The organism is Micrococcus sp. 63XJN7_8_ISO-PGPR-S23-253 (assembly GCF_056173425.1).
Genome location: NZ_CM149673.1, coordinates 1209382 through 1224095, shown reverse-complemented (window position 1 = coordinate 1224095; position 14714 = coordinate 1209382). Strand labels below are relative to the sequence as shown.

The 14714-nt window shown below is 73.8% G+C and carries 12 protein-coding genes; 9 read left to right on the top strand and 3 right to left on the bottom strand.

Annotated elements, in window-relative coordinates; translation table 11 throughout:
* Positions 1 to 58 precede the first annotated feature (58 nt).
* The 6 genes from AC0VX4_RS05590 to mnhG are packed head-to-tail and all read left to right on the top strand — an operon-like array spanning position 59 to position 6094.
* Positions 59 to 2899: a DUF4040 family protein gene (locus tag AC0VX4_RS05590; RefSeq protein WP_145031708.1), complete on the top strand. Its 2841-nt coding sequence runs from the start codon at positions 59 to 61 to the stop codon at positions 2897 to 2899.
* Complete coding sequence (locus AC0VX4_RS05585) at positions 2896 to 3351, top strand: sodium:proton antiporter (RefSeq protein ID WP_002855699.1); 456 nt, start codon at positions 2896 to 2898, stop codon at positions 3349 to 3351. The genes AC0VX4_RS05590 and AC0VX4_RS05585 overlap by 4 nt, the downstream gene beginning before the upstream one ends.
* Positions 3348 to 4979, top strand: a complete 1632-nt coding sequence (locus AC0VX4_RS05580) for a monovalent cation/H+ antiporter subunit D family protein (RefSeq protein WP_475464670.1) — start codon at positions 3348 to 3350, stop codon at positions 4977 to 4979. Before AC0VX4_RS05585 ends, AC0VX4_RS05580 begins: the two co-directional genes overlap by 4 nt.
* Complete coding sequence (locus tag AC0VX4_RS05575; protein WP_002855696.1) at positions 4976 to 5416, top strand: Na+/H+ antiporter subunit E; 441 nt, start codon at positions 4976 to 4978, stop codon at positions 5414 to 5416. The genes AC0VX4_RS05580 and AC0VX4_RS05575 overlap by 4 nt, the downstream gene beginning before the upstream one ends.
* On the top strand, positions 5413 to 5703 hold the full coding sequence (locus AC0VX4_RS05570) for an MrpF/PhaF family protein (RefSeq protein ID WP_002855694.1): 291 nt from the start codon (positions 5413 to 5415) through the stop codon (positions 5701 to 5703). The genes AC0VX4_RS05575 and AC0VX4_RS05570 overlap by 4 nt, the downstream gene beginning before the upstream one ends.
* Positions 5704 to 5716: 13 nt before the next feature.
* Entirely contained in the window at positions 5717 to 6094 is a 378-nt protein-coding gene (gene mnhG / locus AC0VX4_RS05565) for a monovalent cation/H(+) antiporter subunit G (protein WP_002855692.1), read from the top strand.
* 60 nt (positions 6095 to 6154) lie between these two features.
* Here mnhG and AC0VX4_RS05560 read toward each other — a convergent pair whose 3' ends face one another.
* A complete protein-coding gene (locus AC0VX4_RS05560) occupies positions 6155 to 6676 on the bottom strand; it encodes a PaaI family thioesterase (RefSeq protein ID WP_036334547.1) in 522 nt (173 codons plus the stop codon).
* 67 nt (positions 6677 to 6743) lie between these two features.
* On the opposite strand from AC0VX4_RS05560, the gene polA reads away from it, so the two are divergent.
* From polA to rpsA, 3 genes are all read left to right on the top strand, one after another.
* Entirely contained in the window at positions 6744 to 9557 is a 2814-nt protein-coding gene (gene polA / locus AC0VX4_RS05555; RefSeq protein ID WP_475464669.1) for a DNA polymerase I, read from the top strand.
* On the top strand, positions 9541 to 10914 hold the full coding sequence (locus AC0VX4_RS05550; RefSeq protein ID WP_060774930.1) for a GNAT family N-acetyltransferase: 1374 nt from the start codon (positions 9541 to 9543) through the stop codon (positions 10912 to 10914). The genes polA and AC0VX4_RS05550 overlap by 17 nt, the downstream gene beginning before the upstream one ends.
* A gap of 142 nt (positions 10915 to 11056) precedes the next feature.
* On the top strand, positions 11057 to 12514 hold the full coding sequence (rpsA, locus tag AC0VX4_RS05545) for a 30S ribosomal protein S1 (RefSeq protein WP_060774931.1): 1458 nt from the start codon (positions 11057 to 11059) through the stop codon (positions 12512 to 12514).
* A 136-nt stretch (positions 12515 to 12650) separates the two neighbouring features.
* Here rpsA and AC0VX4_RS05540 read toward each other — a convergent pair whose 3' ends face one another.
* Together AC0VX4_RS05540 and AC0VX4_RS05535 are read right to left on the bottom strand one after the other, a co-directional pair.
* Entirely contained in the window at positions 12651 to 13868 is a 1218-nt protein-coding gene (locus tag AC0VX4_RS05540) for a class I SAM-dependent methyltransferase (protein WP_410992334.1), read from the bottom strand.
* Positions 13861 to 14562, bottom strand: coding sequence for an IMPACT family protein (locus tag AC0VX4_RS05535; RefSeq protein ID WP_098471674.1), 702 nt, complete (start codon positions 14560 to 14562; stop codon positions 13861 to 13863). Before AC0VX4_RS05535 ends, AC0VX4_RS05540 begins: the two co-directional genes overlap by 8 nt.
* Between the last annotated feature and the right edge of the window lie 152 nt (positions 14563 to 14714).

The following is a 14714-nucleotide window of genomic DNA, read 5'->3' as shown; positions in this document are numbered from 1 at the left end:
GGCCACCCGCCGTGTGCGCCGTGTCCGTGACCGATCGACCCGAGCTGAGTGGTGTCCTGTGCTCCTGACCAGCCTCCTGCTGACCCTCCTCTCGGTGGTGGCGGCCGTCCCGGCCTCCCGCGCGCTGGGCAGGGACGCGGGCTGGGTCCTGGCCGCACCCCTGCTCGCCGCGGCCGGCGTGCTGATCGCGGCGTGGACGGGCGACGTCCGGACGGAGCACCATCCGTGGATCCCTGCGGTCGGGGTGGACCTCGACCTCCGGCTGAACGGCCTGGCCCTGGTGTTCGCCATGATCGTCCTCGTCATCGGCGCCGCGATCCTCGCCTACTCCAGCCGGTACCTCAGCCGGGACCGCACGGAGAGCCGCCCCGGCTCCTTCTACCTGCTGATGACCGCGTTCGCGGCGTCGATGCTGCTGCTGGTGCTCGCCGACAACATCGTGGTCCTCTTCGTCGCGTGGGAGTTCACCTCCTTCACCTCCTTCTTCCTCATCGGGCGCTCGGGGGACCATGCCCGCGACCCCGCGATCCGGACCCTGCTCGTGACCGTGGGCGGCGGCCTCGCACTGCTGGCCGCCGTCGCCATCATGATGGTCACCGCCGGGACGGCCTCGCTCAGCGGCGTCCTGGCCTCGGACATCTGGCAGGACCCCGCCACCAGCACCGTGCTGGCCGTCCTGCTGGCCCTGGCCGCCTTCACGAAGTCCGCACAGTTCCCGTTCCAGGCCTGGCTGCCGGACTCCATGGTCGCCATCTCCCCGGTCTCCGCGTACCTGCACGCCGCGGCGATGGTGAAGGCCGGCGTGTTCCTGCTGCTCGTGTTCAGCCCCGTGCTGGCCGGCCACGCCGTGTGGTCCACACTGCTGATCGCATGCGGGCTCATCACGGCGCTGTTCGGCGCGATCACGGCCCTGCGTCAGCACGACCTGAAGGGCCTGCTCGCCTACTCGACCATGAGCCAGCTCGGCCTGCTGACCGCCGTCATCGGCATCGGCACGCCCGCGGCGTTGACGGCCGCGGTCGTCCACACCGTCGCGCACGCGCTGTTCAAGAGCGCCCTGTTCATGCTGATCGGCATCGTGGACCACGAGGCCGGCACCCGGGACCTGCGCGTCCTCGCCGGCAGGCACGTGCGCATGCCGATCACAGGCACGGCCCTGACACTCGCCGCCGTGTCCATGGCCGGGGTGCCGCCCCTGCTCGGCTTCGTCTCGAAGGAGGGGCTGCTCGACGCCGCCCTCGGCACCCCGGGCCCGGCCTGGGCCGCCCCGGTGGTCACGGGCGCGATCGCGCTGGCCTCCGTCTTCACCGTCGCCTACTCCGGCCGGCTGGTGCTCGGCGCGCTCGGCAGGTGGGGCGCGAGCCCGGCCGGCACTGCCCAGCCGTGGGAGTCCACCCGCGGCGAGGAGGTCCACGAGGCGAGCCCGGCCTTCTGGACCATGCCCGTGCTGGCGGCCGTGGCCGGCGTCGTGCTCGGCCTCGCCCCGCAGGCGCTGGACGCCCCCGTCTCCGCCGCCGCCCAGACCGTGGCGGGCGCGCAGGCGCACGCGCACCTGGCCCTGTGGCACGGCGTCACCCCGGCGCTGCTCCTCTCCGCCGCCGTGATCGCCGCGGGCCTCGTCCTGGTGCTGCTGCGCCGCCCCGTGGAGCGGGTCGCCGCCCGCGCGGGCCTGCCCTTCTCAGCCCTGGACATCGTGGACGACATCCGCTTCGGCCTGGTGCGGCTGGGCGAGGTCGTCGGGCGTCACTCCGGCGGCATGGCGCCCCGGGCACACCTGCTCATCCCGTCCGTCATGCTCGGCGTCCTCGCGGTCGTCGGGGTCCTGCTCGTGGACGAGCTGCCGGACGTGGTCGGTCAGACCGCGCGCTGGCACGACTGGGCGCTCGTCGTCCTCGTGGCCGTGGGCGTCGCCGCGACCCTGCGCGCCCGCACCCGCATCGCCGCGATGGTGGTCGTGGGCACCGTCGGCTTCGGCGTGACGCTGTGGTTCTTCACCCTCGGCGCCGTGGACGTGGCCCTGACCCAGATGCTCGTCGAGGTCCTCACCGTGTGCGTGATGGTGCTGCTGCTGCGCCGCCTGCCGCGCCGCTTCCGGCGCGACCCCGCCCCGCGCCGCGCCGGCGCCCTCGTGGCCGCGACGATCGCCGGCGTCGCCTCCACCGTCGGCGTCCTGGCCTTCACCGGTCGGCGCGAGATGTCCGAGATCGCGCGCTACTACCTCACCGAGACCTACGAGCAGGCCGGCGGCGTGAACGTGGTCAACGTGATCCTCGTGGACTTCCGCGCGCTCGACACCCTGGGGGAGATGACGGTGCTCGGCGTGACGGGACTGACCGTCGCGGCGCTGCTGATGAACCGCGCCCCCGTCCGCGCGCTGCGCAGCATCGTCGACGAGCGCTCCCCGCTCGCGCACGTGCACGAGAACCTCGTCTACGCGCGCACCTTCGGCCGCGGTCTCGGGCCCGTGATCATCGCGATGTCCGCCCTGCTGCTGCTGCGCGGGCACTACGAGCCGGGCGGCGGCTTCATCGCGGCCCTCGTGGCCGGTGCGGGCTACGCCCTCATGTACCTGTCGGCCGACACCGACCGCGACCGGCGCCTGCGGTGGCCCTACCTCACGCTCATCGGCAGCGGGGTGGCCCTGGGCACCGCCGCCGGTCTGACCGGCTACCTCACGGGTGAGGGCTTCCTGGCCGCCTCCGGGGTCAAGATCCTCGGCTACGGACTGTCCACCACCCTGGTCTTCGACATGGGCGTGTACCTGTGCGTGCTCGGCCTCGTGGTCGCCGCGTTCACCCTGCTGGGCCCGGACACGGTCGACCAGGCGCCCGGCGACGGCGACGCACCCGAGAAGGCCGCCCCCGGCGCGGCCACGACGCGAGAGGAGGCGACCCGATGACCGTCGCGATCACCGTGGGCCTGCTGATGTTCGGCGCGGTCTACCTGTTCTCCAAGCGCGAGCTGCTGCGCGTGATCCTCGGCATGGTGCTGCTGGGCCACGCCGGCAACCTCGCCATCCTCGCCGCGGGCGGCACCGACCGGCGCGCCCTGCCGTTCATCGGGAACGGGGACGTGGCCGCGCAGGCCGACCCGCTGCCCCAGGCGTTCGTGCTGACCGCGATCGTCATCTCCTTCGCCGTCACCGTGCTGCTGCTCGTGCTCGCCGTGACGGGCCGGTCCGACGACCAGGTGGCCGACCCCTCCGAGGACGCCGACCCGCACGAGCTCGCCGCCGCGGACGCCCGCTTCCCGCGCGCCGAGCTGGGCGCCGCCGTGCGCCACCTCGCCACGCAGCCCCAGCCCGTGCTGCACGGCAGCCACCGCCATGACGACCGGGAGGAGCGCCGGTGAGCCTCGACGCCCTGGGCCTGGCCCTGCCGCTGTTCGTGGCCGTCCCCCTGCTGGCCGGCGGCCTGCTCGTGATCGCGGGGGAGCGTCCGGGGCTGCACCGCCGGGTCCTGCTCTCGCTGCTCGGGCTGAGCTCGCTCGGCGGCGCCGGGCTCATCCTGCTGACCCTGGACGGCACCGTGGTGGCCGGGGGCGTGGGCGGCTGGCCGGACGGCATCGCCATCGCGTTCGCCGCCGACACGTTCACCAGCCTGATGCTCACCCTCACCGCCGGGCTCTCGTGGGTGGGCGCCCTGTTCGCCTACGGCTCCCGCGTGACGAACTCCGTATACTTCGCGCCGCTGCTGCTCGTCCTCACGGCCGGGGTGAACGGCGCCCTGCTGACGGCGGACCTGTTCAACCTCTTCGTGTTCATCGAGGTCATGCTGCTGCCGTCCTACGGCCTGTTCGTCCTCTCCGCCAACCGGCGTGAGCCCCTGCGCCGCGTGGACGGAGCCCGCCTCTACGTCACGCTGAACCTGTTCACCTCCACGATCCTCGTGGTCGGCGTCGGCTTCATCTACGGCATCACGGGCAGCGTCAACCTCGCCGTGCTGGCCGGCGCGGCGGCACGGGACGAGCGGGTCGCCGTCGCCGGGTTCATGGTGCTGTTCGCCCTGTCCATCAAGGCGTCCGTGGTGCCCCTGCACGGCTGGCTGTCCAAGGCGTACCCCTCGACGTCGCCGGCGGTCACCGCGATCTTCTCCGCCCTGCACACGAAGGTGGGCGTCTACGCGATCTACCGCATCTACTCCGTGCTCTACGACGGCGAGCCTCGGTACCTGTGGGCCATCCTGGTCCTGTGCTCGCTCACGCTCATGATCGGCGCGGTCGCCTCCCTCGGGGAGCAGAGCACCCGTGCGATCCTCTCGTGGCAGATGGTCAGCGGCATCGGCGGCATCCTGGTCGGCGTCGGCCTGTCCACGCAGCTCGGCCTGGCCGCCGGCATCTTCTACATGATCCACCACATGGTCGTCATGACCTCCCTGTTCACCGCGACGGGCGCCGTCGAGGTCCGGTACGGCTCCGGCCGGCTGGCGGACCTGCAGGGCCTGGCCCGGCGTGAGCCGCTGATCGCCGCCGCGTACTTCGCGGGCCTGCTCTCCCTGGTGGGGATCCCGCCGTTCTCCGGGTTCGCGGGCAAGCTCATGCTCGTGGTCGCCGGCGTGGAGGCGGGTCGGACCGTCGTCGTGGCCGTCGTGCTCATCGCGTCGCTGCTGAGCCTGTGGGGGTTGCTGCGCATCTGGAACGGCTGGTTCTGGGGTGAACCCGAGATGCCCCGCCACCACCGGGAGCGCCTCGAGACGGCCGCCCTGCCCATCGTGGAGGCCCGCGCGGACGGCCCGGCCGCCTCGGCCGGCGCCCCCGCGGCCGTCCACACCCCCACGGGCGTGCTGCCCGTTGTCTTCAACCGGGACGAGGACCTCACCCGTTCCCGGATCCCCTTCTCGCTGGCCCTGCCGACGGTCCTCACCGCGGCCCTGTCCCTCGCGCTCGGCCTGGGCGCGCAGGGCCTGTGGCTGGTCTCGGACACGGCCGCCCAGGGGCTGACGGACACGCACGCGTATGTGGAGGCGGTGATCGGCCGATGAGCCAGGCACACCAGTACGACGACGGCACGCAGGACTTCCACGACGGCACGGCCAGCGTGTGGTCGTGGCCCCTGCGCCTGGCCGGCTTCGTGCTCTGGTACCTGTGGGCCCTCGTCACGTCCTCGGGCGCGGTCCTGCACGACCTCATCACCCCCGGCGACGACGCCCGCTCGGGCATCGCCCGGGTGCGCACCAGCTGCCGCACGGACCTGGAGGTCACCGTCCTGTCCTCGCTCATCACCCTCACCCCGGGCACCCTCACCCTCGGCACCCGCCGGGCGGGCGCCGTCGACGACGAGCCGGGCGATCCGGATGCGCGCCGCCTGCTCTACGTGCACGGCCTGTACTTCGACGACGCGGACGGCCTGCGCGCGGACATCCACGACATGGAGCGGCGCATGCTCCATGCGCTGCGTCGGACGGGGGTGGCCGCGTGAGCCTGACCGACCTGCACTACGACTGGTCCCTGATCGGGATCGACGTGGGCATCGCCCTGCTGCTCGTCGCCGCCGTCGTCTCCGCCTACCGGATCCTCATGGGGCCCCTGGACGCCGACCGGGCCGTCTCCGGCGACCTGCTCACGTTCAGCGTCACCGGCATGGTCACGCTGTTCGGCGTCCGGGCGGCCAACGCCTTCACGTTCGACCTGGTGCTCATCGCCGCGATCACCGGGTTCCTGACCGGCATGTCCCTGGCCCGCGCGCTGACGCGCGGGCGACGCTGAGGAGGCCATCCCCATGGACACGGCGATGAACATCATCGGCTCGCTCATGATCGTGCTGGGCGCGCTCGTCTTCCTCGGCGCCGCCCTGGGCCTCGTGCGCTTCCCGGACCCCTACACGCGGATCTCCGCCACCGGCACGGCCGGCGGCGTCGGCATGATCCTGCTCGTGGTCGGGGCCCTGCTCCACATGCCCTCGGTGGCCAACGTGGTCAAGGTCGTGCTGATCGTGGTCCTGCAGCTCGGGACGGCGTCGGTGGCCACGATGGCCCTGGCCCGTTCCACCTACCTCACCGGGGTGCCCATGAACCCCGGGCACTACGACGAGCTCGCCGAGGACACCCCGGGGCGCGAGCACAGCGAGCCCGCTCCACGCGCGCCGGACGAGGTCTGAGACCGCCCGCACATGCCGTCGGCACGGCCCGTCCCGTCCCCCGGGGCGGGCCGTGCCGCCTCAGGGGCGCGGCGCCAGGACCAGGTTGGTGATGCGGGCGGTCGAGAGCCGTCGGCCCTGCTCGTCCGTCATCACCACCTCATGGGTGACGAGGGTGCCGCCCAGGTGGACGGCGGTCGCGGTGCCGGTCACGAGGCCCGAGCGGACGGCCCGGTGGTGCGTGGCGCTGATCTCGACCCCGACGACGTTGCGGTCCGGCCCGGCGTGGATCTTCGCGGCCATCGAGCCCAGGGACTCGGCGAGCACGAGGTGGGCGCCGCCGTGCAGCAGCCCGACGGGCTGCTCGTTGCCCGCCACGGGCAGGGTGGCGACGGCGCGCTCGGCCGTGAGCTCGACGAAGCGCAGACCCATCTTCTGGGCCAGGGGGCTGATCGCCGCGCCGCCGAGGGCGGTGACAAGCTCGGGCGTCAGACCGGCCTCGGCGCAGGCCGCCGCCAGCTCGGCGGGGCTCAGCTCGGGGGTGACGCCGGGGCGGTAGACTCGCTCGGAGGCGGCGGGGGTGGTCGCGGTGTGCTCACTCATGAGCACTAGGCTGGCACACGCGACCGGCGCGCCCCGCGCCACGCGCCGAGAGGAGACGTGAGCACCCATGGCGGCAGATCCGACCCCAGAGGCCCCGCAGCGGCTGCTGGTCCTGGACGGGCACTCGATGGCGTTCCGCGCGTTCTACGCGCTGCCCGCCGAGAACTTCGCCACGGACACGGGCCAGCACACGAACGCCGTGTACGGCTTCACCGCCATGCTCCTGACCATGATCCGGCAGCAGCGGCCCACGCACGTGGCCGTGGCGTTCGACCTCTCCGGGCCCACGTTCCGCTCCGAGGAGTACGGGGAGTACAAGGCCGGCCGCTCCGAGACGCCCGCGGAGTTCGCGGGCCAGATCGAGCTGACCGTGAAGGTCATGGAGGCCCTGGGCATCCCCACGCTCACCTTCGAGGGCTACGAGGCCGACGACATCGTGGCCACGCTGTCCGCGCGCGCCGAGGAGGCGGGGTGGGAGGCCGTCGTCGTCTCCGGTGACCGGGATGCGTTCCAGCTCATCTCCGAGCGCACCACCGTGCTCTACCCCAAGAAGGGCGTCTCCGACATCCCGCCGATGGACGCGGACGCCGTCCTGGCCAAGTACGGGGTCGCCCCCGCCCAGTACCCCGAGCTCGCGGCCCTCGTCGGCGAGGCCGCGGACAACCTGCCCGGCGTGCCCGGCGTCGGCCCCGGGTTCGCTGCGAAGTGGCTGAAGCAGTACGGGGACCTCGACGGCGTGCTGGCGCACGCGCACGAGATCACGGGCAAGAAGGGGGAGGCGCTGCGCGAGCATCTCGAGGACGTGCGCCGCAACCGCCGCCTCAACGCCCTCGTGCGCGACCTCGACCTGCCGATCGGGCTCGAGGCGATGCGGCTCGAGATGCCCGAGCGCGAGCCCGTGGAGGAGCTGTTCGACGCGCTGCAGTTCAACCGCATCCGGGAGCGCGTGTTCGAGGTGTTCGGCGAGCGGGTGGGCGAGGACGCGCCGCCCCCCGAGGTCGAGGCCGCCCCGGAGTTCACCGAGGCGACGACGGCCGAGGACGTGCGCGCCTTCCTCGCCGCCGAGGCCGGCACCCTGCTCGGCGTCCACGTGGACGTCGAGGGCCCGGCCCTGCTGCCCCGCCGCAAGGTGCCCGTGCCCGGCACGTTCGGCACGCCCGTCGGCGTCGCGCTGGTGGGCGAGCACGCGGGCCTGCACGTGAGCCTCGACGGCGACACCCCGGACCCGGCGCTGGTGGCCGCCGTGCGCGACGCCCTCGGCGAGGGCGGACTGGCCAAGGCCGTGCACGACCTCAAGCGCACGCTCAAGGCGCTGACCGCGCCCACCGAGGGCGACGGGCTCGGCCCGGACGCGGCCCTGGACGGCGTGGTGGACGACGTGCTGCTCTCGGCCTACCTGATCCAGCCGGACCGGCGGGACACCTCGCTCGAGGCGCTGGCGGAGGCGCATCTGCACACCCCCCTCACCGCCCCGCGCGAGCCCGCTCAGCAGCGGGCGCAGGGGACGTTCGACCTCGACGGGGGTCAGGCCGCCGCCGAACGCGCGGCCCGCGCCGCGGACGCCGTGCGGGCCGCCTGGGTGGTGCGCCGTCTCTCGACCCAGTTCACGCCCCAGGTGCTCGACCGCGGGGCGCAGCGGCTGCTGCAGGAGCTCGAGATCCCGCTCTCGCGGCTGCTCGCCCGGATGGAGTTGACCGGGATCGCCGTCGACGTCGACGCCCTGACCGGCCTGCGCGAGGACTTCACCGCCGCCGCCGACGCCGCCAAGGAGTCCGCGTGGGCGTCCGTCGCAGAGGAGACCGGCGGGATGCAGGTCAACCTCGGCTCGCCCAAGCAGCTGCAGGAGGTGCTGTTCGAGCGGCTCAACATGCCGCGCACGCGCAAGACGAAGACCGGCTACTCCACGGACGTGGACTCGCTGCAGGACCTGCTCGAGCAGACCCAGCACCCGTTCCTCGAGAACCTGATGGCCCACCGCGACGCCACGAAGCTCCGGCAGACCGTGGAGGGGCTGCTCGAGACCGTCGCCCCGGACGGCCGCATCCACACCACCTACTCGCAGACCGCCGCCGCCACGGGCCGACTGTCCTCGCTGCACCCGAACCTCCAGAACATCCCGGTGCGCACCGAGGCGGGCCGCCGCATCCGCGGGGTGTTCGTGGCGGACGAGGTGGCCGGCGAGCAGGCCGTGCTGCTCTCGGCCGACTACTCCCAGATCGAGATGCGCATCATGGCGCACCTGTCCGAGGACGAGGGGCTGATCCAGGCCTTCCGCGAGGGCGAGGACCTGCACTCGTTCGTCGGCTCGCAGGTGTTCGGCGTGGACCCGGACGAGGTCACGGCCGAGCAGCGCGCCAAGGTGAAGGCGATGAGCTACGGCCTGGCCTACGGGCTGTCCTCCTTCGGGCTGTCCAAGCAGCTGAAGATCTCGGTGGACGAGGCGCGCGGCCTCATGAAGGGCTACTTCGACCGCTTCGGCGGCGTGCGCGACTACCTGCGCGACGTCGTCGCTCAGGCGCGGCAGGACGGGTACACCTCGACGATCGAGGGGCGCCGTCGCTACCTGCCGGACCTCAGCTCGGACAACCGTCAGCTGCGGGACATGGCCGAGCGTGCCGCGCTCAACGCCCCCATCCAGGGCTCGGCCGCGGACATCATCAAGCGCGCGATGCTCGACGTGCAGGCCGGCCTCGAGGAGCACAAGCTGGCCTCGCGCCTGCTGCTGCAGGTCCACGACGAGCTCATCCTCGAGGTCCCGGCCGCCGAGCTCGAGCAGGCCACGGCGCTCCTGAAGGAGCGGATGGGCCGGGCCGCCGAGCTCTCCGTGCCGCTCGACGTGCACGTCGGCCGGGGAAGGAGCTGGCATGACGCCGCACACTGACGCGCCGGAGGGTCCGTCGCTGCGGCGGCTGGCCGACGCCGCCGAGGCCCGACTCGGAGAGCACGGCCTCGCGCTGCGCGACCTCGGGGTCCTCGGCCCCGAGGACCCCGCCGCAGCGCACTTCGCGGCCGCGGTCGAACGGGGCTTCTACGAGACGGTGCCCACGGGCGCCGCGCTCCGCCAGCAGCTCGAGGCCCACGCGGCCGACGGACGGCGCCGGCTCGGCGTCTACGCGCCGGGGGACGACCCGGCGGCCCGCCGCCCCGCCGCCACCTTCGAGGACTTCGTGCAGCCGCTGACCACGTGGCCCGGCCGCACCGTCGACGCGTGGCTGATCACCGACGTGACCGTCTCTCCGGACGCCCGCCGGCGCGGCGTGCTGCGGGCCATGATGCTCAGGTCCCTCGCGGACGCGCGCGACGCCGGCCTGTGCGCGGCCGCCCTGACCGCGACCGAGGCCGCCATCTACGGCCGCTTCGGCTTCGGGGCCGCCACCCGGTGGCACGCCGTGCGGATCGACGTCTCGGGCGCCCCCGCGCTCACGGGCGCCCCGGCCGGCGGGCGGATCACGGTCGAGGAGCCGCGGGAGATCCCCGGCCTCGTGGACGAGCTGTACGGACGGGTGCTGCCGGCCACCCCCGGCTCGGTCCAGCGGACCGCGTTCAGCGTGCCTCGCTGGGAGGACCGCGAGGCGAGCCGGAACGAGGGACGCGGCTCGGGGCTGTACGCGGCGGTCCACCGCGATGACGCCGGGCGGGTCCAGGGCGTCGCGCTGTACCGTTTCGAGGGCTGGGAGAAGGAGCCGCCCACGATCACCGTCACCGCGTTCCTCGCGGCGACCGCCGACGCGCGGCGCGGGCTCGTCCACCACCTGGCCCGGCTGGACCTGGTCGAGCGGATCGAGTGGGGCCGCGCGCCCGAGCCCGGCTGGCTCGAGGCGCTCTTCGTCGACGAGCGGCGGGTGAGCCGGCACCGCGGCTCCGACGACCTGTACCTGCGGGTCCTGAACCTTCCCGCCGCCATGGCGGCCCGTGGCTGGGCGGGCGACGGGGAGGTCGTCGTCGCCGTCGAGGACGCGCTCGGCGCAATCGACGGGACGTGGCGGCTCACCGTCCGCCAGGGACGGGGCGCCGCCGAGCGGCTGGGCCCCGCGGCCGACGCCGTGGGCCTGGGCGCGGGGCTCCGGTTCGACGCGGCCCGGTTCTCCGCGCTCTGGCTCGGCGGGCACTCCCGCGGGGCCGGCGCCGCGGTGCTGGCGGAGGCCGGTGTCCTGGCGGAGCTGCAGGCCGGCGCGGCGGACGCCTTCGACGCGCTCGTGCGACCCGGACGACCTCTGCACACCCTCGTCGGCTTCTGATACGCTGGACGGGCACATTCGTGCGCATTTGTTACATGTCCATCACGACCCACGCCGGGTGGGGCCCCTCTGGTGCCCGGATGCCGCTCACCAGCGGCATCGATCCCGACGTGACCCCCGATCCCAACGGAGTCCCTCCTACATGACCACCACTTCCAACGCCCCGCAGGTCGCCATCAACGACATCGGCTCCGCCGAGGACCTGCTCGCCGCCATCGACGCGACCATCAAGTACTTCAACGATGGCGACCTCGTCGAGGGCACCGTCGTCAAGGTGGACCGCGACGAGGTCCTGCTCGACATCGGCTACAAGACCGAGGGCGTCATCCCGTCCCGCGAGCTGTCCATCAAGCACGACGTGGACCCGGACGAGGTCGTGGCCGTGGGCGACACCGTCGAGGCCCTGGTCCTCACCAAGGAGGACAAGGAGGGTCGCCTGATCCTCTCGAAGAAGCGCGCCCAGTACGAGCGCGCCTGGGGCGACATCGAGAAGATCAAGGAGGAGGACGGCGTCGTCGAGGGCACCGTCATCGAGGTGGTCAAGGGCGGCCTCATCCTCGACATCGGCCTGCGCGGCTTCCTCCCGGCCTCCCTCGTGGAGATGCGCCGCGTGCGCGACCTGGCCCCCTACATCGGCCAGAAGCTCGAGGCGAAGATCATCGAGCTGGACAAGAACCGCAACAACGTGGTCCTGTCCCGCCGCGCCTGGCTCGAGCAGACCCAGTCCGAGGTCCGCTCCAACTTCCTCCACAAGCTGGAGAAGGGCCAGGTCCGCAACGGCACCGTGTCCTCGATCGTCAACTTCGGCGCCTTCGTGGACCTGGGCGGCGTGGACGGCCTCGTGCACGTCTCCGAGCTGTCCTGGAAGCACATCGACCACCCGTCCGAGGTCGTCGAGGTGGGCCAGGAGGTCACCGTCGAGGTCCTCGAGGTGGACATGGACCGCGAGCGTGTCTCCCTGTCGCTGAAGGCGACCCAGGAGGACCCGTGGCAGCTCTTCGCCCGCACCCACGCCCTCGGCCAGGTCGTGCCGGGCAAGGTCACCAAGCTCGTGCCGTTCGGTGCGTTCGTCCGCGTCGAGGACGGCATCGAGGGCCTCGTGCACATCTCGGAGCTGGCCTCGCGCCACATCGACACCGCCGAGCAGGTCGTGTCGGTCAACGACGAGCTGTTCGTCAAGGTCATCGACATCGACCTCGAGCGTCGCCGCATCTCCCTGTCCCTCAAGCAGGCCAACGAGGGCGTGGACCCCGAGGGCACCGAGTTCGACCCGGCGCTCTACGGCATGGCCGCGGAGTACGACGAGGAGGGCAACTACAAGTACCCCGAGGGCTTCGACGTCGAGACCAACGAGTGGATGGAGGGCTTCGAGGCCGAGCGCGCCGCCTGGGAGCAGCAGTACGCCGACGCCCAGGCCCGCTGGGAGGCCCACAAGGAGCAGGTGCGCCGCTCCCTCGAGGAGGAGGCCACCGCCGGCGCCGACGCCGGCGCGGGCGTGGGCGGCTCGTCCTACTCCTCCGAGGCCCCGTCCTCGGACGGCGGCACCCTGGCCTCGGACGAGGCCCTCGCCGCCCTGCGCGAGAAGCTCACCGGCAACTGATCGACGCCGTGCGTGACCGTCCCTGACGGCCCGCGCCGAGCACCCGACGCCCCGTCCCTCCCTCCGGAGGGGCGGGGCGTCGTCGCGTCCCGGGGGAGTCGGCCGCGGGGGAGCGGACGGGACCCGGCAGCCGCGCTCAGCGGCGCTCGGAGACCGTCACGGTGAACGTGCGGTCGCGCGCCGTCTGCCGGGTCGGCCCGACGAGGTCCTCCAGCACCGGCCGGTACCGCAGGTGCGAGTTCCAGACGCACCACAGCCGGCCGCCCGGCTCCAGCACCCGCGCCGCGGCCGCCACCAGCCGGTGGGCCACGGAGGGGTCCACGGCGTTGCCGTCGTGGAACGGGGGATTCAGGAGCACGCACTCCTCCGTCCCGTCCGGCCACGTGGCCAGGGCGTCGTCGCGCACGGCCCGGACGCGGTCCGCCACGCGGTTCGCGCGAGCCGTGGCGAGCGTCGAGGCCACCGCCACGGCGGACTGGTCGGTGGCCACCACGGTGACGTGCGGCCACAGCCGCGCCGCCCCGACCGAGAGCAGCCCGTTGCCGCAGCCCAGGTCCACGACGCGCCCGGGCGGGCGCGGGTCGTCGGCGAGCGAGGCGAGCAGCAGACGGGAGCCCGGGTCGGCGGCGGCTCCGCCGAAGGTGCCGGCGTGGGCCACCAGGCGCAGGCGCCCCACGCCGGGGACGTCGCGGTCGGCCTCCTCCGGCGGCCGGGCGGTCACGCCGGGACGCGGGCCCCGGGCCGTGAGCACCCGCGCCTTGCGGCGGCCCCGCCCGGCGACGACGTCCTCGAACGCCGCGCCGAGCACCGCGTTCATGCGCGGACTCATGTGCTTGTCGCGGCCGCCGGCCAGCAGGACCACGCCGGGGTCGGCCGCGCCCGCCACGATCCGGGACAGCCGGTCGAGCTCGTCGAGCGAGCGGGGCAGCGGCAGCAGGACCGTCCGGGCGCCCCGGGCCGCCTCCTCGGGCGTGGCCGACCGCTCGAGCTCGCCCGTCTCCCCGCCGAGGCGACCGGCGGCGCGCCACGCGGCGAGGTTCGCGTCCAGCGAGCGCTCGGCGGAGGCGTCGTCCTGGTGGACCCGCACGTCGTGGCCGGCCGTGAGCAGGGGCAGGGTCAGCGCGCCGTGCCGGTCCTCCAGCACGGCCACCGGGCCGGGGACGTGCCCGCTCGCGATCCACCCGGCCAGGGTGTCGAGCAGGAGCAGGTCCGCCGCGTCGTGGGCCTGACGGTCGGGCTCGGGCGGCAGCGGCCACCGGTCCAGCGCCGCGAAGTCCACGCCCGCGGTGAGGTCGTCCGGCAGCCCGCCGCGGGCGACATCGGGGGTGACCCCCCGGGGCAACGGCTCACTCATGGTCCACCCAGTCCTCCCCGATCCGCTCCGCATGCCCGGCGCCGGCCGTGACGTCCGCGAGCCGCGCCGCGAACGCCGCGCGGGCCTCCTCGGTGTCCGGCACACCGACCGTCAGGCGGACCGCCGCGGCGCCGTAGCTCGCCTCCAGCACCGACACGCCCGCCGCGCGCAGCTCGTTCTCCCACCGGCCGGCGTCGGTGTGGGGCGCCTCCACCGCGAGCAGGGCCAGCCGGGAGCGGGTGCGCAGCGGGGCGGCGTCGAGCGCCCCGGACACCGAGTCCGAGTAGGCGCGCACCAGGCCCCCGGCGCCCAGCTTGATCCCCCCGAACCAGCGCACGACGACGGCGCACACGTCCGTCAGGTCGGTCCGGCCCGGCGCGGTCTCGCGCTGGACGAGGGCCTCGAGCATGGGGACGCCGGCGGTGCCGGCGGGCTCGCCGTCGTCGCTGGAACGCATCCGGTCCCGGGCGGAGCCGAGGACGAACGCGCTGCACACGTGCCGCGCGTCGTGGTGCCGGCGCCGCAGGACGGCGACCATCTCGCGCGCCTGCGCCTCGTCCTCGACGCGCCCGAGGTAGGTGAGGAAGCGGCTGCGGCGGATCTCCACCTCCCGTTCCAGCCAGCCGTCGGGGTCGCGGGCGGACGCCGGCAGGACCGTGCAGCGCGCGGTCGGGGCGGGGGCGGGATCGGGCATGACCCCACCCTAGGGGCTGGCCGAGGACGGGCACGCCGTCGAGCCCGGACGTGAGCTTCGGTACAGTGGGGGACCGTGCCACCCGGCACCGGCCCACCGGTGAGCGTGCACGCGTGCCGCCGCGGGCCTCCCACGACCCTGTCCCGGGAGAC

Bases quoted from the DNA above. Each gene is read 5' to 3' on its own strand.
- AC0VX4_RS05585 (WP_002855699.1), top strand. From the start codon at position 2,896: ATGACCGTCGCGATCACCGTGGGCCTGCTGATGTTCGGCGCGGTCTAC.
- AC0VX4_RS05575 (WP_002855696.1), top strand. From the start codon at position 4,976: ATGAGCCAGGCACACCAGTACGACGACGGCACGCAGGACTTCCACGAC.
- mnhG (WP_002855692.1), top strand. From the start codon at position 5,717: ATGGACACGGCGATGAACATCATCGGCTCGCTCATGATCGTGCTGGGC.
- AC0VX4_RS05560 (WP_036334547.1), bottom strand. From the start codon at position 6,676: ATGAGTGAGCACACCGCGACCACCCCCGCCGCCTCCGAGCGAGTCTAC.
- polA (WP_475464669.1), top strand. From the start codon at position 6,744: ATGGCGGCAGATCCGACCCCAGAGGCCCCGCAGCGGCTGCTGGTCCTG.
- AC0VX4_RS05550 (WP_060774930.1), top strand. From the start codon at position 9,541: ATGACGCCGCACACTGACGCGCCGGAGGGTCCGTCGCTGCGGCGGCTG.
- rpsA (WP_060774931.1), top strand. From the start codon at position 11,057: ATGACCACCACTTCCAACGCCCCGCAGGTCGCCATCAACGACATCGGC.
- AC0VX4_RS05540 (WP_410992334.1), bottom strand. From the start codon at position 13,868: ATGAGTGAGCCGTTGCCCCGGGGGGTCACCCCCGATGTCGCCCGCGGC.
- AC0VX4_RS05535 (WP_098471674.1), bottom strand. From the start codon at position 14,562: ATGCCCGATCCCGCCCCCGCCCCGACCGCGCGCTGCACGGTCCTGCCG.